8 protein-coding genes and 1 pseudogene are annotated in these 18,607 nt (G+C 78.0%); 2 read left to right on the top strand and 7 right to left on the bottom strand.

Translation table 11 applies throughout. From position 1 onward, the window contains the following. Positions 1 to 58: 58 nt before the first annotated feature. A complete protein-coding gene (gene gabT / locus QFZ62_RS14610) occupies positions 59 to 1,477 on the top strand; it encodes a 4-aminobutyrate--2-oxoglutarate transaminase (protein WP_307507161.1) in 1,419 nt (472 codons plus the stop codon). Then, entirely contained in the window at positions 1,477 to 2,487 is a 1,011-nt protein-coding gene (locus tag QFZ62_RS14605) for an asparaginase (RefSeq protein ID WP_307507158.1), read from the top strand. Before gabT ends, QFZ62_RS14605 begins: the two co-directional genes overlap by 1 nt. On the opposite strand, the gene QFZ62_RS14600 is transcribed toward QFZ62_RS14605, so the two are convergent. From QFZ62_RS14600 to QFZ62_RS14570, 7 genes and pseudogenes are all read right to left on the bottom strand, one after another. Beyond that, positions 2,477 to 5,494, bottom strand: a complete 3,018-nt coding sequence (locus QFZ62_RS14600; protein WP_307507155.1) for an FtsK/SpoIIIE domain-containing protein — start codon at positions 5,492 to 5,494, stop codon at positions 2,477 to 2,479. The genes QFZ62_RS14605 and QFZ62_RS14600 overlap by 11 nt on opposite strands. A 349-nt stretch (positions 5,495 to 5,843) precedes the next feature. Then, positions 5,844 to 6,458, bottom strand: a complete 615-nt coding sequence (locus QFZ62_RS14595; RefSeq protein ID WP_307507151.1) for a hypothetical protein — start codon at positions 6,456 to 6,458, stop codon at positions 5,844 to 5,846. Between the two features lie 130 nt (positions 6,459 to 6,588). Beyond that, positions 6,589 to 8,226, bottom strand: a pseudogene (locus QFZ62_RS14590) (transglutaminase domain-containing protein); the annotation flags it as partial. A 197-nt stretch (positions 8,227 to 8,423) separates the two neighbouring features. After that, entirely contained in the window at positions 8,424 to 9,959 is a 1,536-nt protein-coding gene (locus tag QFZ62_RS14585) for a DUF58 domain-containing protein (RefSeq protein WP_307507148.1), read from the bottom strand. Beyond that, a complete protein-coding gene (locus QFZ62_RS14580; RefSeq protein WP_307507146.1) occupies positions 9,956 to 10,984 on the bottom strand; it encodes a MoxR family ATPase in 1,029 nt (342 codons plus the stop codon). Before QFZ62_RS14580 ends, QFZ62_RS14585 begins: the two co-directional genes overlap by 4 nt. Before the next feature lie 59 nt (positions 10,985 to 11,043). After that, a complete protein-coding gene (locus QFZ62_RS14575) occupies positions 11,044 to 17,040 on the bottom strand; it encodes an Ig-like domain-containing protein (protein WP_307507145.1) in 5,997 nt (1,998 codons plus the stop codon). Then, complete coding sequence (locus QFZ62_RS14570) at positions 17,037 to 18,590, bottom strand: serine/threonine-protein kinase (RefSeq protein ID WP_307507142.1); 1,554 nt, start codon at positions 18,588 to 18,590, stop codon at positions 17,037 to 17,039. The genes QFZ62_RS14575 and QFZ62_RS14570 overlap by 4 nt, the downstream gene beginning before the upstream one ends. Positions 18,591 to 18,607: the final 17 nt, after the last annotated feature.

The following is an 18,607-nucleotide window of genomic DNA, read 5'->3' as shown; positions in this document are numbered from 1 at the left end:
CCGCCGGGGCTGCCGCCCTCCCGGATCCGGCTCCCCGCGCGGGTAAACTCGCCGGATCATGACAGACACCCTGGACTCCGCCCTCGTCGGCACTCCTGCCGGCTCCGCCTCCGACTCCCCCGCCGCCCCGACCGGCCGCGTCGCGCGCCCGCAGGTGCCGCAGGAGCGACGCATCGTGACGGAGATCCCCGGGCCGCTCTCCCGCGAGCTGCACGAGCGCCGGAAGCGCGTGGTGCCGCCCGGCGTCTCGTCCCTGCTGCCGGTCTACATCGCGCGCGCCCACGGCGCGGTCGTCGAGGACGTGGACGGCAACCGCTTCATCGACCTGGGCGCCGGCATCGGCGTGACGACGGTGGGCCACACGCGCCAGGAGGTCGTGGACGCGGCGACCGAGCAGCTCGGCGACGTGATCCACACGCTCTTCACCGTGACGCCGTACGAGGAGTACGTGCGCGTTGCGGAACTGCTCGCGGAGCACACGCCGGGCACGCACGAGAAGCGCACCGTGCTCGTGAACTCGGGCGCGGAGGCCGTGGAGAACGGCGTGAAGATCGCGCGCAAGCACACGGGCCGTCGCGCGGTGGCGGTGCTCGACCACGGCTACCACGGCCGCACCAACCTCACGATGGCGATGAACTACAAGGCCTCGCCCTACGGCACGGGCTTCGGCCCGTTCGCCGGCGACGTCTACCACGCGCCGAGCTCCTACCCGTACCACGACGGCCTCTCGGGCGCCGAGGCCGCGGCCCGCACCATCTCGTACCTCGAGAAGCGCATCGGCGCGACGGACCTGGCGTGCGTGGTCGCCGAGCCCATCCAGGGCGAGGGCGGCTTCATGGTGCCGGCCGACGGCTTCCTGCCGGCGCTGCAGGAGTGGTGCACGGCCAACGGCGTGGTCTTCATCGCCGACGAGATCCAGTCGGGCCTCGCCCGCACCGGGCGCTTCTTCGCGAGCGAGCACCTCGGGCTCGTGCCCGACCTCGTGCTCACGGCCAAGGGCATCGCGGGCGGCCTGCCGCTCGCGGGCGTGACCGGCCGCGCAGAGATCATGGACTCCGCCCTCCCCGGCGGGCTCGGCGGCACGTTCGGCGGCAACCCCGTCGCGGCCGCGGCGGCCGTCGCCGTGTTCGAGGCGATCGACGCGCACGGCCTGCTCGCCGAGGCGACGCGGATCGGCGAGCACCTGCACCGGGCGCTCACCGCGCTGCAGGCGGAGCACGACATCATCGGCGACGTGCGCGGCATCGGCGCGATGACCGCCATCGAGCTCGTGCAGCCGGGCACCGGGTCCACCACCAAGGAGCCGAACGCGGACGCGGTGGCGGCCATCGCGGCGTACTGCCACGCCCACGGCGTGATCATCCTCACGGCGGGCACGTACGGCAACGTCCTCCGCTTCCTGCCGAGCCTCGCGATCTCCGAGGAGCTGCTCGACGACGCCCTCGGTGTGATCGCCGACGCGTTCCGGGCGCTCTGATGGCGACGTCCGTCGAGACGATCCCCGTCCAGGGCGCCGTGGAGCTCGCGGTGCTCGACCGCAGCGGCTTCGTGGAGTCGCGCCACATCGGCGCCGCCGTGGTGCTCTCGCCCGCGGGCGAGGTGCTGCGCGAGGTCGGCGACGCCGCCACGCCGGTGTTCCCGCGCTCGAGCATGAAGCCGTTCCAGGCGCTCGCGGTGCTCGCGAGCGGCGCCGAGCTGACCGAGGAGGAGCACGTGCTCGCCACGGCCAGCCACGCGGCGACCGCACGGCACGTGGCCGTGGTGCGCGGGATCCTGGCGAAGGCCGGGCTCGACGAGTCCGCCCTCCGCTGCCCCGCCGACTGGCCGCTGGAACGGGCGGCGCGCGACGAGCTCGTGCGCGCCGGGATCCCGGCCTCGCCCGTCTACATGAACTGCTCCGGCAAGCACGCCGCGATGCTGCTCGCCTGCGTCGCGAACGACTGGTCGACCGACGACTACCTGCACCCGGACCACCCCCTGCAGGTGCGGATCCGCGACGTGGTGGAGCGGTTCACGGGCGAGCGGATCGCGACGACGGGCGTCGACGGGTGCGGCGCGCCCGTGCATGCGATGTCGCTCACGGCGCTCGCGCGCGGCATCCACCGCATCGCGACCTCCGCGCCCGGCTCGCCGTTCGCGCTGTACCGGCACGCGGCCGCGCTCACCGCGGCCGTGCGCGCGCAGGGCTGGGCGATCGACGGACCGGGCCGCGCGAACACCGTGGTGATCGAGCGGCTCGGTCTCTTCGCCAAGGGCGGGGCCGAGGGGATCATGATCATGACCGCGCCCGACGGCACGACCGTGGCGTCCAAGACGCTCGACGGGAGCCTGCGGGCGTCCACGATCGTGGCGCTGGAGCTGCTCGCGCAGGCGGGGGCGATCACGCGGGAGGACGTGGAGCGCGTGCGCCCCGAGCTCGACCTCGTGGTGCTCGGCGGCGGCGTGCCGGTGGGCGCGATCCGGGTGTCGCCGACGCTCATCGGCTGACCCCCGCGGCCGGCGCGGCCCCGATGGCGGGCTGCGTCGACCCCGCCGGCGCCGGCGGCCAGGAGGCGCGGCGCAGGGCGCCGTCCGGCGCGACCAGCCACGCGCGCCCGGGGAGGGGCACGAGGGGAGGCGGCACCGCGCGGACGCGGAGCAGCGTGCGGACGTCCCGCGGGGCGCAGCCCTCGAGCACGACGCTGCCGGTGCGGCGGATCCCGGCGAGGAGCGGTCCGCGCAGGAGCCAGACGTCGGGATCCGCGACCACGACGCGGGCCGTGCCGGGCGCCCCTGCGGAGCCGGGACCCGTCGTCCCCGTGCCGTCCGGACGCGCCACGGGAACGGGTGCGTCCGGCGTCCACCCCGGTGGGAGATCCGCCGCGTCGACGGCGTCGATGCCGTGCTCGCGGAGACGCGCGACCGCCGCGACGGGTGACGGGGTGACGAGGGCGTGCACGGCGTCGTGGTCGAGGACCACGCGGGGCGCCGGATCGCGCGCCTCCGCGGCGGTCCCGTGCGGTGCAGGCGCAGGCGCGGGCGGCAGCGCCACCTGGATCCGCTCGCCCCGCCACTCCCCCGCGCCGGGTGCCGGGCGGGCCTCGACGAGGCGGACGTCGCCGCCCGCGAGCGCGTGCTCCTGCCGGGTGGGGAGCGCGAGGATCACCGGCGGGCCCGCCGCCGCGGCCACGGCCTGCAGCGGTCCGCTCGCGCGACGCCCCGCGACCGCGAGCGCCACCCCGGCGATCGGACCCTTGCGGACGACCACGGCGACCAGCTCGAGCAGCGCGGCCTGGTGCTCGGGGTCCAGGCGCGAGGCCGCGACGTCGAGGTCGTCCGCCAGGACGAGGAGCGGATCCCGGGGGCCGGCGGGGTCCCGGATGCGCGCGACCACGGCGCTCAGCCCGTCCCAGCAGCCCTCGGCGTCGGCGGGGACCATCCGCACGTGCATGCGTACGTCGGCCGCCGAGGCCGCCAGGGTGCGCAGGAGCGTGGTGCGGCCGGACCCCGGGCCGCCGACGACGACCAGGTGGCCGTCCGTCCCGGGCCGCCAGACCGCGGTCGCCCGCCGCTGCTCCGCGGGCAGGTCGACGAGGGCGAAGGGGAGGGACGGCACGGCGCCGGGTGCCGGGACGGGGCCGGACCGGGGACCGGTGAGCGGATCGGCGGTGTGCGCCGCGAGGTCGGCCAGCGGCACGACCGCGGGGAGCGGATCCAGCCACGGGCGTCGCACCGGGACCCGCGTCGCGCGCGCGGCGGCGACGGCGGCCAGGTCGTCCGCGGTCGTGACCGCGACCTGGAACGGCTGGGCGGGAGCGCCGTGCGCCCCGACGAGGCAGCGGCCGGGAGGGGCGTCCTGGAGGCGCGCGGCCGCGGTCGTGCCGAGGAGGGCACGGCTGTCCGCCTCGTTGTTGACGCGCAGCGAGAGGCGGAGGTCGCAGTTGGCGAGCACCGCGTCGCGCACGACGCCGGCCGGGCGCTGCGTGCAGAGCACGAGGTGCATGCCCAGCGACCGTCCCCGCGCGGCGATGTCGGCGACGACCTCGTGCAGGCCGTCCTGGTCGGCGAGGAGCGCGGCCAGCTCGTCGACGACGATGACGAGGCGCGGCAGGATCCCCGCGGCCGCCTCGTCGTCGACGTCGCGTGCTCCGGCCTCGCGCAGTGTCCGCTCGCGGTGCCGGACCTCGGCGCGGAGGCTCTCGAGGGCGCGCCGAGCGCCCTGGCCGTCGAGGTCGGTGACCAGGCCGACCGCGTGCGGCAGGACGAGCAGCGGATCGAAGGCCGCGCCTCCCTTGAAGTCGACGAGGAGGACGGTGACCTCCTCGGGCGGGTGGGCCGCGGCGAGCGCCGCCATCCACGTGACGAGCAGCTCGCTCTTGCCGCTGCCCGTCGTGCCCGCGACCACCGCGTGCGGGCCGTCGGCGACGAGGTCCACCGCGACGGGACCGCCGTGCCCGACGCCGACGACGGCGGCGAGCGTGCGCGGGCGGCCCGCCGGCTCGGCGGGGCACGGGAGGTCCGCGAACGGCACGCGGGACGGCAGGGGCGACCGCGCCGCGGCGAGACCGCGGTCCCGGGCGAGCGCCGCGAGCTCGTCGGCGAGGCGCTCCGCCTCCGTGAGGGACACCAGCTCGGGCCGCACGAGGCCGGTGCGCGTGATCCGCACGGGCGGGTCGCCCTCCGGGTCGCCGGGGTGCGCGGTGGCGGACGCATCGCCCGACGGGAGCGCGGCAACCGGCGGGAGCTCGGCAGCCGGGACGGGCGCGGCACCGGGACCGGGACCGGGCGGGGCGGCCGGGACGTCCGGCGCGGCCTCGGCCACGAGGATCCGTGCGGCACCCGGTCCGCGGACGTCGAGCACCGTGCGGCAGGCGGCCGGGAGCGACTCGACCCGCGACGCCGCGGCGAGCACCACCTCGCCCGCGCCGAGCCGGAGCCGGACGACGGACGCGCCCGGCTCGCCCGGCGTCACCGCCTCCGTGCCGGCGCCGTCCGCGGCGTGCGGGAGGCGCGCCAGCCAGTCCCACTCCGCGCCGGCCGGGCGGGAGACGACGCGGAGGTCGTCGGGCGGGAGCGCGTGCACGAGCTGGACGAGGGCGGCCCGGAGCACGGGCGCGACGAGGGCGCGCGGGCCGCGCAGCCCGAGACCGCCCGCGCCCGCGACGAGGACGGGGGCCTCGGGGACCCAGCCGACGAGATCCGCCCACCGCGCGGGTCCGGGGAGGCCCGACCCGCCTCGCCGACCGCCCGGCCCCGTGACGGGGGGCCGGGCAGCCGAGCGGCGCACGAGGCGGCGGCGGACGGGCGCGGGCTCGTCCGGCACCCGCGCCTCCGGATCCCCGCGCCACACCATCCCGCTCGACACCTCCCCGGTGCCGAGCGCGAGGACGGGCGCCGCGCCGTCCGCGCCCGGGTCGGCACGCCAGAGGAGTGCCGGGTTGGCGCGCCCGTCGAGGATCTCGCGGGCCGACGGCGCGCGGGACCGCAGCGCCGCCCGCACGGCGGCGACCCGCATCCGCACCTCGTCGTGCAGGCGCGCGGCCCGCGTCCCGCGCCTCCCGGGCGGCGCGGCGGGTGGAGCGGCGGCCGGAGATGCGCTGATCGGCGACGCCCGCGACCGCGACCACGGGCCCGAGGGCCGCGAACAGCAGCGCGTACGGCGACCGCGTGACGGCCCAGACCGCCGCGCTGACCACGAGAGGGGCCGCGACGCCGAGCACGGGGAACGGCGGGGGCGGGGCGGGCGGGGGCGACGGGGGCGGGGCGATGTCCACGGGCGGAGGACACCACGTCGCATGCGCCGGAGCCCCGCCCCGACCGCCCACCGTGCACGGAGGGCCGCGACGCGGCCTGGGGAGGACCCGTCAGCGGCGCGGCCGACCCGGGTCGTCCGGAGCACCGGCGCGCCCGCGCGCGCCCCCGGCACCACCGGTCCCGCCGGTGCCCCGACCGGGCCGCGCGCCGCGGAGCGACGCCGGCGACACGAGCGCCCGCAGCCGCTGCCGCCGGGTCCGCCCCGCGTCCATGCGCGCAGCCAGCTCGTCCACGCGGCGCCACGCGGCGTCGGCGAGCGGATCGGGCACGTCGCCGGGCGCGAACGCCGACTCGTCCGCGACGTCCGCGAGCCCCCGCGCCCCGCCGACCCCGGCGAGCCGCGCGACCTCGCGGCGGGTCGCGGCGACCGGCGGCACGAGGCCGCGGTCGAGCGCGCCGTCGCGGAACTCGTCCCATGCGCCGCCGACGCGGGCGCGCGCGTCCGCCGCCCCGCGTCGCCGACGGCGCCGTCGGGCCTTCGCGCCCACCACGGCGAGGAACGGTGACGCCGCGAGCCCCAGCCCCAGCAGCGACCAGCCCGCCACGCGCAGGGCGGCGAGCAGGGCCTGGAGCGCCGGATCCGCCTCCGGCCGGTCGTCGCGGCTCGCGTCGGGCGGCGTGCGGTCCTCGGGCTCGGCCTGCTCCTCGACGGGCGGCGGCAGCACGGTCTGCGGGCGGGCGACCTCGGTGGGCTCGTCGGGCAGGGCGTCGGGGACGTCGCGGACGGGCGGGGTTCGGATCCACGGCGACCCAGCCGGAGGATGCCGTGTCGACCTCGATCCAGGCCGTGACGTCGGATCCGGTGATCGGCACGGGGCGCCCCTCCGCCTCGCGCACGGCCGCCTCGCCGGGCGCGAAGCCCATGACGACGCGCACCGGGAAGCCCAGCTCGTCGGCCATGAGGGCGGCTGCGACCGCGTACTGCTCGGCGTCGCCCAGCATCGGGCGGGTGGTGAGGAGGTCGGCGATGCGCTCCGCCGAGTGGCCGGACCGGCTGAAGGGCGCGTCGCCGACGCCGTGGCTGACGTAGCCGTCCGCGCGGAGGGCGGAGACCGCGGCGACGAGCTGCGCGCCGGGCGAGGCCGCGGTGCCGGCCCCGGCGTCCGCGCCGCCGGCGGTCGCGCCGTCGGGGGCCGCCGTGGACGCCGCGATGCGGGCCGCGACCTCGTCGGGCACGCCCGTGGGCCGGGGCGCGACGGCGTCGCCCGGGCGCTCGTCGGCGAGCGCCTCGAGCGGCGGCGTCGAGGCGACGACCGCCTCGAGCTCGTACGCGTCGCCCGCGACGAGCCCGCCGATGACCGCGCCCGTGGCCGTCGCGTCGTCGTAGTAGAAGGAGTCGGCGAGGCGCCCGCCGTCGTCGCCCGGGAACCCGATGCGCTCGAGGCGGCCCGCGCCGGGGAGCCAGACGCCGCGGTACGCGTCGATGACGACGTCGAGGGTCACGCCGTCGCCCGGGACGCCCGTCTGGTCGAGGCGGTACGGCACGCGCGCGAAGGTGCCGGAGGCCTGCCCGGTGCGGGACGCGTCGACGCTGCCGCGCGCGCCGCCCACGCCGTAGACGACGCCGTCGTAGGTGTCGAGCGCCGCCAGCCGGACGCGTCCGCCCGCGGGCAGGCCGGCGACGGTGAACAGCGTGTCCCCCACGGTCGGCGCCTTCCAGTAGGTGCGGAACGACGAGAGCGGGCTGACCTGGGCGCGCGGGTCGAAGGGCTGCTCCACGGTGGAGCGGAGGCCGGCGCGGGAGGCGTCCGGCGGGGCGGCGCTCGTGGCCGCGACGCCCGCGACGAGGGCGACCGCGAGGACGGCGACGGCGGAGGCCCCGGCGCGCGCGCCCGAGCGCCGCCGGTCGGACGCCGACTCCACCGGGATGCCCGCCTGCCGACCGAGGCGGCGGACCGCGCGGTGCCGGCGGCGCCAGCGGCAGCGGGCGATCCACAGCAGCGCCGTCGCGAGCCACGCCAGCGCGAGCGGCACGAGGAGGCCCGAGGCGTCGGGTGCGTCCGGGCCCTGGCTGCGGTCGGGGCCGAGGGCGGCCGCGGCGACGAGGATCACGAGGGACGGGATCACCGCGAGCTCCGGCCGGCGGGTCCGCAGCGCCACTGTCACGCCGACCACGGACCCGAGCAGCACGAGCGCGAACGCGGGCACGAGGAGGGCCTGGTAGTCGCCGACCGGGAGCGCGATCGTGAGCAGCCGGACGATCCCCAGGGACGCGCCCTCGACCAGCTCGCCGAGCCCGCGGAGCGTGGGCCGCCAGCCGTCGACCGCGGCGGTCGGCACCGCGAGCGGCACCCCGAGCGCGAGGAAGGCGAGGATGACGGCGCCCGCGACGACCGCGCTGCCCCAGCGGAGGCGGGCGCCCGCGACCGCGACGAGCACGCCGACCGCGAGCGTGATCCCCGCCATGCGGACGAACGACGCGTCGCGGTACACGGGCCAGAACGCGGCCGCGGCGAGCGCCGTGAGGAGGGCGATCGCGAGCACGGGGACGAGGGTGCGGCCGGGGTCGCGGGCACCGGCGGGGACGCGCGCGCGACCGCGGGCACGGGCACCGCCACGGGCAGCGGCACCGCCACGGGCACCGGCGCGCCCCGCCGCGACGCGTGCCGCCCGCCACCCGCCGCCCCCGCTCACGACGCGCTCCGCTGGAGGGCGCCGCGCAGGTCGTCGAGGTAGCCGACGGTGAGGACGCTCAGGTCGCCGAGGCGGCGGAGCCCGGCCTCGGCCTCGGGGTCGCAGACGACCGCGACCACCTGCACGCCGGGCGGGAAGCCGACGGCGGCGGAGCGGATCGCGGCGGGCGCGGCGCCGGTGCCGCAGACGAGGAAGACGACGGAGACGCCCGCGACCTCGTCGGCGGCGGCCCGGGCGAGCTCCCCGAGCGGCGCCGCGCGGTCGTCGGCGGCGATCTCGGCGAGGTCGTCGAGGAGGCGGTCGCGCGTCACGGTGGCGAGGCGGCGGAGGCGGGCGGAGCGGGAGGCGGCGGGGGCCGGGCGGCGGACGGTGCGCGCGAGGCCGGGCAGCGTGGGGACGGTCGGCAGGCGGCGGGCCCGCGGGCGGCCCGTGCGGTCGGCGCTGGCGACGACCGAGACGGTGCGCGCGTCGACGATGGCGCGCGCGCCCAGGGATCCGACGACGCTCACGGCCAGCTCGAACTCGGCCTCGGCGGTGGATCCGGGGAGCGCGTCCGCCGCTCCCCCGGCCGCGACCGTCGTGCCGCCCGCGGGGAACCCGGCGTCGCCGCCCGCGCCGGATCCGCCGGCAGCGCCCGCGTCCGCGCCCGCGCCCGCGCCGCCGGCCGCGCCGTCCGCCGCCGCGTTCCCGTAATCCCCCGCGTGCAGGGACAGCGCCACCATGATGTGGCTCCGCCGGGTCTCCTCGAACCGCCGCACCATGGGCACGCCGGTCTTCGCGGTGGAGCGCCAGTGGATGTGCCGCACGGCGTCGCCCGGCACATACTCGCGGAGCGACTGGAAGGACACGTCGCTGTCGGTGAGGTCGCGCGTGGCGCGGCCCTCGAGGTCGCGGACGAAGCCCGTGCTCGTGCTCGGCATGGCGAGCGTGCGCGGGTGCACGAGGAGCCGGGTCGCGGCGGCCTCGGCCGACTCGCGGCGCACCAGGCCGATCGGGTCGCCGCGGACGATGCGGGCGGGGCCGAGCGGGATCACGCCGCGGCGCGAGGTGGGCACGACGAAGACGTCCTCGTGGGAGTGGCCGTGCCCGAGTGACGGCACGTGGATCTCGGCGAGCCCGGATCCGACGGGCACCTCGACCGTGAGGCCCACGGCCCGCCGCCGGAGCGGGTTGCGCACGGCGACCGTGGCGGGCGCTCGCTCCCCCGCCACCACGCGGTCGCGCGGGAGGCGCAGGGTCACCTCGACGCCCGCGGATCCGACGAGGTGGAGGAGCGCGACGACCCAGAGCGCGGCGGCGGTCCAGGCGACGGCCACGAGCTCGCGCCAGCCGAGCGCGTAGCCGGCCGCGCCCGCGACGACCGCCGCGACGGCGACGACGCGGCCGAGCGGCGTGACGACGCCGACGAGGCGCGCGATCGCGTTCCGGGGCGCGGCGGCGCCCGGCACGGCGCCCGGGGCGGCGTCCGCGACCTCGGGGACGCCGCCGGGACCGGGCGCGTCGGCGGCGCCGCGCGTCCCGACCGCGGTCATCCGCCCGGCCGCGCGCCCGCGGCGCCGGGCTCGGACGCGCCGCCCGCGGACGGCGCCCCCGCGTGCCGGTCCCGCGGCGGCGCGGTCTCGATCAGGATCTGCGACAGCACGCTCGTGGGCGTGACCCCGTCGAACTCGGCCTCGGGATCCAGCAGCAGGCGGTGCGCGAGCACGGGCTCGGCGAGGGCCTTCACGTCGTCGGGCAGCACGTAGTGGCGGCCGTCGGCGGCGGCCCAGGTGCGGGCGGCGCGCACGAGCGCGAGGGCGCCGCGCACGCTGGCGCCGAGCCGCACCTCGGGCGCGGTGCGGGTGGCGTCGACGAGGCGCACCACGTAGTCGGCGATCGACGGATCCACGTGCACCGTCCCCGCGCGCTCCTGGAGCGCGCGCACGGACGCGGCCGACGCGACCGGCGCGAGCGTCACGTCGTGTGCGCTCACGGCGGAGCCCTGCAGGATCCGCAGCATCGACTCGTGGTCGGGGTACCCGATGGAGGTGCGCAGCAGGAAGCGGTCGAGCTGCGCCTCGGGCAGGGCGTAGGTGCCCGCCTGCTCGATGGGGTTCTGGGTCGCGATGACCATGAACGGGTCGCCCACGTCGTACGGCGTGCCGTCCACCGTGACGCGGCCCTCCTCCATCACCTCGAGGAGCGCGGACTGGGTCTTCGGGCTCGCGCGGTTGATCTCGTCGGCCAGCACGATGCTCGCGAACACGGGTCCGCGGTGGAACTCGAACTCGCCCGTGCGCTGGTCGTAGACGCTGACGCCCGTGATGTCGCCGGGCAGCACGTCGGGCGTGAACTGCACGCGGCTGTGCGTGCCGTCGACCGTCTGCGCCATGGCGCGCGCGAGCGAGGTCTTTCCCGTGCCGGGCACGTCCTCGAGCAGCAGGTGCCCGCCCGTGACCATGGCGGTGAAGGCGAGGCGCACCACGTGGGACTTGCCGAGGAGCACCTGCTCGACGTTGCGGACGAGCCGGGCGAACTCGTCCTGGAAGGCGCGGGCCTCGTCGGCGGTCATCGTCATGGGGGCGTGCCTCTCGGGTGCGGCCTGGCGGTGCGGCACGGGGGCCGCGGGATCGGCCGTCATCCGCGGTGGGCGTACGTGTACAGGTTGCCCGAGTTCGCGGCGACGCGCACCTCGAGGATCCGCTCCCCTCCCGCGGGGATGATGCAGGATCCTGCCGCGCCCGACGACCCGTCGGTCCAGGGGCCCGTCCCGCCGCAGCGGTGCTCGCTCCGGGAGTAGCCGCCCGCGGCCACCGGGGGCATCGAGGTCCAGGAGGCGCTCACGGCGCCGGAGGCGTCAGCCGTGAAGCGCACGTCGCCGGCCCGCGCGTCGACCGCGACGCCGGCGTCGACGGGATCCGACCAGCCGCTCGAGCGCGGCCGCCCGTCGCCGCTGTCCTCGACCACGCGCACCTGGACGCTCGCGCGGGCGCCCGTGCGCGGCAGCGTCAGCTCCTGGCCGACGCCGACCGGCACGCCGTCGCCCTGCCCGTCGACGCGGTACAGCAGCTGGGCGGAGGCGGACGCGCTGCCCGGCCGGTACCGCGCGTCGGTGAGGACCGCGCGGGAGACGCCCTCCGAGGACCGCTCCGGGTCCGGCAGCGCGACCGTGACGACGGGCGTCGACGGCGCGGTGCGCGGCGTCAGCTGGCCGGCCTCGACGACCGTGCAGCCCTGGCTGTTGGCGGCGAGCACGGCGAACGCGACGGGCTGGTCGGTGGCGAGGCCCGTGAACAGGTGGCTGGTCGCGCCGCCCACGTCGACCGCGGGTCCGTGGTCGGCGGACCACGGCGCGACGCCCTCGGTGGCGACCGAGCAGGCGGGCGCGGACCCGGGCGCGTACGCGGCCACCAGGTAGCGGATCCCGTCGACGCCCTGGCCCTGGAACGCCGGCCACGACACGGTGACGCGCGTCTCGTCGGCGGGGTCGGCGACCGCGGAGGGCGCGCCTGTGGCGGTGGGGGCGCCCCGCGGCGTGCCGGTGGTGGTGGCCGCGAGCCAGGCGGACGCGTCCTGCACCTGGGCGCTGTTGCGCGCGGCGACCGCGACGGCGACGGGCACCTCGGGGACGAGCGACGGATCCCGCACCTCGACGCTCGTGGCGTCCGCGGCCACCTGCCGGGTGACGCCGCCCACGGTGACGACGTGCTGCGTGACCGGGCTCGACGCCGACGGCGCGTCCGACGGCCGCCACGACACGCGCAGCCCGTCGACGAGCGGCTCCACGGTGAGGCCGGCGGGGGCCGCGGGCAGCACGTCCGACCAGAGCCCGGAGATCGACGCGGGATCGGACGCGCCCACGGCGTTGACGGCCGACACCTCGACCTGCACCGCGTTCGAGGGCCCGTTGCCGGGCGTCGGGACCGCGCACGTGGTCGACGCGCACGTGACGGTCGCGGTGGCCGCGCCCCCGCGGAGCACGCGCACCTGGTAGCCGGTGATGGGCGAGCCGTTGAAGACGCCCGGCTCGAACGCGACCGTGAGCGAGCGGTCCGCGAAGCCCGTGGCGCGGAGGGCCGCGACGGGCCCGGGGCGGTCCTGCACGTGGATCACGACGGTGCCGAAGGCGGCCCGGCCCGCCTCGCCCGTGGCGTCGCGCACCTCGTACTGCACGCGCACGTCGCCGGGCTCGGCGTCCGCGGCGGCCGTGACGGCGAGGGTCGCGCGGTCGGCCGACGGCGTCACGGTCACGCCCGCGGGGAGGCTCGCGCCGTCCGCACCGCGGATGGACGCGACCGTGAGGGGCGTGCCGGGGAACGGGTTGCCGGCCTCGTCGTTGGCGAGCACGTCGATCGTGGTGGAGGATCCGCGGGTCACGGCGCCCTCGTCGGTCGCGGGCTCGGCGAGCGGGCGCGTCGACGGCACGACCCGGAGGTCCACTCGGCCCGCGCGCCCGGTCTGCGTGGCGTCGCGGACGCTGACGGGGAAGGACGCGGCCGCGCCGGTCGCGACGCCCCCGTCGGCGGAGACGCGCAGGGTGCCGCCGTCGACGGAGGCGCGGAAGCCCGCGGCCACGACGCCCTCGAGCGCGTACGCGAGCTGCCCGCGGTCGTCCGCGTACGGGTAGGTGGTGAGGCGGCCGAGGTCGATGTCCTTCGACTGCCCGGGCTCGAGGTCGATGACCGCGCCCGTGAACACGGGCGGCTGGTTCTCGGTGGGCGTGACCGTGATCGGCAGCACGAGCGCGGCGGTGCGGCCGCCCGCGGCCCCGGAGCCGATCCCGGATCCGTCGGTCACGGTGAACGACACGGCCGCGGGCCCGAAGTAGCCCGGCTCGCTGCGGTACGCGATGGTGTCCTCGTCCACGAGCTCGACGGGCCCGTCGGCGTGCGTCGCGGAGAGCGCGTTCGGGTCGGCGATCCGCACCGCGCGCCCGCCGGCGGCGATCACGTGGTCGTCGAGGTCGAGCACCAGCCGCTCGCCGCTCGCGACGGTCGGCCGCGGCTGGCCGACGCGCAGCTGCGGGAGGGTGTCCTCGAAGCCGGGCACCCAGATGAAGGCCGTGGCGGAGATCGCCGGGTCGTCGGGCTGCGCGACCGTGAAGGGGACGATGCGGCGCTCGTCGCCGACCTCGACGCGGATCCGGCCGTCGGACGTCACGCGCGCCACGTCCTCGTAGCCCGCGCCGACGCCGAGCACCAGCGCGGACACGTCGCCCTCGGCGGAGAAGACGTTGCGCATCACGTCCACGTCGACGCTCGAGCGGTCGAGCACGTCGGACAGCTGCAGCACGGCGTCGCGCGCGATCGGACGGGTGGGCGGCGCGGCCGGGTCGACGATCACGGTGAGGAACGCCTCGTCCGTGCCGCCGCGCGCGTTCCGGACGCCGTACACGAACCCGTACCGGCCGGCGGCCTCGGGCGCGACGACGCGCACGGTGTCGCCGTCGAGTCCCGCGACGAGGCCCGCGGCCTGGGGCTGCACCGAGACGAGCGCGAGCGCGCCGCCGTCGGGATCCGTGTCGTTGGCGAGCACCTGCACGCGCAGCACGCGGCCGGGCCGCACGGTCACGGTGTCGGCGGTCGCGACGGGGTTCCGCGCGCCCTCGACCCGCGGGCTGATCCCCACGCGGACGGTGCCGGTCGCCCGCGCGCCCAGCCCGTCGACCACGGCGTACGCGAACGCGTCCGTGCCCGTGGAGTAGTCGCCCGCCTGGTAGTCGATCCAGTCGGGCCCCACCTCGGTGACCTGCCCCTTCTCGGGGCCGGTGTCCTGCCCGAGGAGGCGCACGGAGTCGCCGTCGGGGTCGATGCCGGTGAGCGGCACGGGGATCCGCACGGTCTCGCCGGCGAGCACGCGCGCGGTGAGCGGGCGCGGCACGGGCGCCGCGTTGGTCGCGACGTCGGCCTCGCGCACGGAGATCGTGAGGGTCGCGGTCGCCCACTGGCCGTCGGGCGCGACCGCGCGGTAGACGGCCGTGTAGTCGCCCGTGCGGTCGGGCGCGAGGTAGCGGAGGCGGTCGTCGCTCGCGAAGAGGAGGCCGGCGCCCTCGGGCAGCGGATTGACGAGCACCGGGTCGAGGCGGAGCGCGTCGCCGTCGGGCTGCTCGTCGTTGGCGAGCACGGGCACGTCCACGGCGTCGCCCACGCGCACGGCCACGCGGTCGTCGGTCGCGACGGGCGGCTGGCGGACGGCGGGCTCGGGCACCTCGATCACCGTGATGACGCCCGCGGCCTCGGCCACGCCGTTGCTCACCCGGTACTCGACGTCCACGGGCCCGTCGAGCGGCCGGGTCAGGCTGATCCGCACGAGCCGCTGCTGCACGACCTCCGCGCGCACGCCCGCGGCGTCGCCGGGCGAGACCGCGTCCGTGATGACGAGCACGCCGCCCGCGGGGTCGAAGTCGGTCGCGAGCACGTCCACGTCCTGCGCCTGCAGCGCGCGCACGAAGACGGTGTGCGGCACGGTGACGGGCCGGCCGTCGGACTCGGGGACGCCGCGCACCTCGACCCGCACGACGCCCGTCGCGGTCGTCCGCCCGTCGGTCACCGTGTACTCGAGCAGGTGCGTGCCCGTCTGGCTCCCCTGGAGGCGGAACGTGCCGGCCTCGAGGTCGGGCGTGACCTGCACGCCGGCGCGCGCGGGCACGGCCGCCAGCCGGATCGCCCCGTTGCCGCCGCGCGCGTGCGTGAGCGGCTCCACGGTGATCTCGCGCCCGACCGCCGCCTGCACGACGAAGCCCTCGGCCACGAGCGGCACGTCGCCGGCGCGGCGCACGGTCACGACGAGCTCGCCGGATCCCTCCTCGCGCCCGTCGGACACCTGCAGCGCGACCGTGCGCGTGTCGCCGCCCGCGCCCGCGTCCGTGTAGACCACGCGGCCCTCGGGCTTCCAGCTCACGGCGTCCGGGGCGGGCACGCTCGCGCGCGTGAGGTAGAGCGGATCCCCGTCCGGGTCGTACCAGCCGCCCAGCACGTCCGTCTGCAGCCGGTCGCCCTCGGCCACCGTGCCGGTCGCGGGCCGCACCTGCACGGGCGCGGAGTTCTCGCCCTCCGTGCGCACGGCCACGCGGACGTCGGCCGTCGCGGTGCCGCCGCGGCCGTCGCTCACGACGTAGGAGAGCCGCACGGTCCCGGACGCGGTCGGCGGCAGGGCGAGTTGGAGCCCCTGCCCCTCGTGGACGATGTCGACCGTCCCGACCTCGGCGTCGACGGGCGTGACGGAGTCGATCACGAGCACGTCGCCGTTCGGGTCGTGGTCGTTGAGGAGCACGGGCAGCTCCGTGGTGCGGCCGGGGCGCGCGCCGAGCTCGTCGTCGACGGCGACGGGCGGCTGCTGCACGCGGTCGGTCTCGGGCGGGGTGTCGGCCGTGTTCTGCTCGACGACGGTGTCGGAGCGGTCGCGGTCGATGAGGTCCGACCAGTTGTCGATGAGGCCCGCGCCGCGCTGCACGGCCCACGCCGCGCCGCCGCGCACGTCGTTGAGGACGACCCGCGAGCCGTCGACGAGGAAGCGCAGCGCCGCCTGGGCCGGCATGGACCCGAGCCCGGCGGTCGCGCCGGCCGTGGTGCGGATCCCCTCGGCGTCGGTCCCAGGGAGCACCGCGGGGGCCAGGCAGCGCTGCCAGCCGGATCCGTCGGACCAGCCGGCGTACTCGCAGCCGGCCACGCGCACGGGCCGCGCGGGCGCGCCCTGCACGGCGTCGGAGACGACGACCGGGTCGCCGCCCGCGACGGGCACCTCGAGGAGCCCACCCGAGTGCGCGACGAGGACGCCGTCGCCGTCCGCGGACGCGCGCTGCAGGGCCACCTGCGCGTCCGCCGCCACGGATCCGCCGAGGTCGACCGCGCGGCCGTCCACGAGGAGGGCTCGCGCGTCGGCGTCGTAGAGCGCCCAGTGGTCGTCGACGCCCGTGAGCGCGAGGCGCTGCCCGGCCGGCCGTCCCGGGTCGCCGGCCTCGACGGTCTCCCCCGCGATCGCGACCGCCGGGTCGGCCGGCGCCTCCGCCTGCTCCTCGGCGGGCGCGCCCACGGGACCCACGTCCACGGTCTCCTCGACGGTGTCGTCGGTGGCAGCCCGGATGCGCGACAGCGTGCCCGCGTCCGCGGAGTACACGAGGAGCGTGCCGTCGGCGTCCATCGACGCGACCGCGTCGGCGCCGAGGGAGAGGGTCGGCGCGGAGCCCGCGTCGAACGCGGCGAGGCCCGCGACCGGCACGAGCCAGAGCTGGCCGGTCGCGGGGACGAGGATCGCCGCGCGGGATCCCGCGAGCATCACCTCGGCGCCCGCCGGCAGCGGGGCCGTGTCGACGACCTCGCTCGTCGCGTCGTCCACCACGTCGAGGCGCGAGCTGCCGCGGTCGGCGAGCAGCACGGTGGATCCGGCCTGCAGCACGTCGATGTCCTCGCTGCGCGAGTCGACCACGCTGTCGAGCTCGAGCACGGCCGTGTTGGCACGGCCGATGGCCTGCTGCGCGGAGTTGACGACCCACACCGAGCCGTCGTCGAGGTCGACGCGCTGCGCGTCGTACCCGTCGGAGACGAGGGCGAAGCCCGTGAGGAGGGCGAGGACGACCGCGCCGCCGGTGACGGTCGTCGCGGCCTGGCGGTGCCGGCGGATCCACTGGCGGATCATCGCGGCAGCTCCGCGCACTTCTCGGTCGAGGGCTCCCCGGCGATGCCGTCGCGCGTGACGGTGACCTGGACGCAGGCGCGGTCGCTCGTGCCCGCGGCCCCCGTCGCCACGCGGAACGACGTGTCGCGCTGCGTGCTCGGCAGGCCGCCGTCGCGGACCACCTGGTAGGCGTCGTCGGCGTCGAGCCCGGGGTCGGCCCAGGAGAACAGCACGCCGTCGGCGGTGGCCGAGGCGCGGATCTCGCCGACCACGGGGATGTCGCGCGGGTCCGTGCCGCCGCCGCGGGACGCGCCGAGCAGCACGCCCACGAGGACGCACGCCGCGACCGCGCCCGCGGCCGCCGCGCCGAGCGCGATGCGGTGCCGGGCGAGGAAGGACCGGGGCGGCGGCGCGGCGGCGCGGCCGGGGGTCGAGACGCCGACGGGCCCGGATCCGGACCGGCCGAACGACGTGGACGCGGATCCGACGCGCACCGGCTCGGACGCGACGGCCCCCGCGCCGGAGCCGCCGACGCCGCGCGCCGCACCCGGGTCCGTCACGCGCGCCGCCGTCGCCGCGGCCCTCCGCCGCACCCGCCGGGCGCCCCGCGGGCCCGCGCCGGGATCCACCTGCACGATGCCGCGCACGCGCGTCGGGTCCTCGTCCTCGTCCGGGACCGCCGCCACGGCGGACGCCCACTCCTCGCTCGCGACCTCGAGCGGCGTCTGCGCCAGGTGCAGCTCCGCTTCCACGGCCTGCAGCTCGCGCACGAACGCGAGCGCCGACTCGGGCCGGGCCTCCGGCTGCCGCGACATCGAGCGGCGGAGCACCAGCTCGAGCCGCTCGGGAACGTCGGCGCGACCGGTCGGGAGGGGCCGCGCCCTCTGGATCCGCGCGACGAGGTCCGCGGGCGCGTTCTGCCCGCCCGGCACCTCGAAGGGGCTGCGGCCCGCGAGCAGCGAGTAGACGGTCGCGGCGAGCGACCACACCTCGCTCCGCACGGTGCCGGGGCTCTCCTCGGCCAGCACCTCGGGCGCCGACCACGGGATCGACAGGCCCACGGCGTCGGTCGCCGCGGCGTCCTCGAGCGTCGACGCGATGCCGAAGTCGCTGAGCACGGGGTGCCCGAACGCGGTGGTGAGGATGTTCGCGGGCTTGATGTCGCGGTGCAGCACGCCCGCGCGGTGGGCGGTCTCCACGGCGCTCGCGATGCGGATCCCGACGCGCAGCGCCTCGGCGACGCCCAGCGGCTCGCGCCGGTACCGGTCGCTGAGGCTCGACGAGCACAGCTCCATGACGAGGTACGGCCGTCCGTCGGAGGCGACGCTCGCCTGGTGCACGGTGAGCACGGACGGGTGCGCGCTCAGCTGCGCCATGAGGTCGGCCTCGGCGCGGAACATGGCGCGGAGGCGCTCGGTCACGATCTCGGCGAGCATGACCTTCACGGCGACCTGGCGGCGCGGCATGTCCTGCTCGTAGAGGAAGACGTCGGCGAAGCCGCCGGATCCGAGCACCGTCACGTAGGTGAACCCGGGCAGCACCGGCGGGGACGACGGCAGGCGTCTGGCCATGGCCCCCTCTTCGGGTT

Origin of the sequence: Clavibacter sp. B3I6 (assembly GCF_030816895.1) — a bacterium.
Classification (GTDB): domain Bacteria; phylum Actinomycetota; class Actinomycetes; order Actinomycetales; family Microbacteriaceae; genus Clavibacter.
The sequence above is the reverse complement of the archived record's forward strand: the minus strand, read 5'-3'. Positions and strand labels throughout refer to the sequence as shown.

Excerpts from the sequence above, each read along its gene's own strand:
- gabT (WP_307507161.1), top strand. The coding sequence starts at position 59 with ATGACAGACACCCTGGACTCCGCCCTCGTCGGCACTCCTGCCGGCTCC.
- QFZ62_RS14605 (WP_307507158.1), top strand. The coding sequence starts at position 1,477 with ATGGCGACGTCCGTCGAGACGATCCCCGTCCAGGGCGCCGTGGAGCTC.
- QFZ62_RS14600 (WP_307507155.1), bottom strand. The coding sequence starts at position 5,494 with ATGCGGGTCGCCGCCGTGCGGGCGGCGCTGCGGTCCCGCGCGCCGTCG.
- QFZ62_RS14585 (WP_307507148.1), bottom strand. The coding sequence starts at position 9,959 with ATGACCGCGGTCGGGACGCGCGGCGCCGCCGACGCGCCCGGTCCCGGC.
- QFZ62_RS14580 (WP_307507146.1), bottom strand. The coding sequence starts at position 10,984 with ATGACGATGACCGCCGACGAGGCCCGCGCCTTCCAGGACGAGTTCGCC.
- QFZ62_RS14575 (WP_307507145.1), bottom strand. The coding sequence starts at position 17,040 with ATGATCCGCCAGTGGATCCGCCGGCACCGCCAGGCCGCGACGACCGTC.
- QFZ62_RS14570 (WP_307507142.1), bottom strand. The coding sequence starts at position 18,590 with ATGGCCAGACGCCTGCCGTCGTCCCCGCCGGTGCTGCCCGGGTTCACC.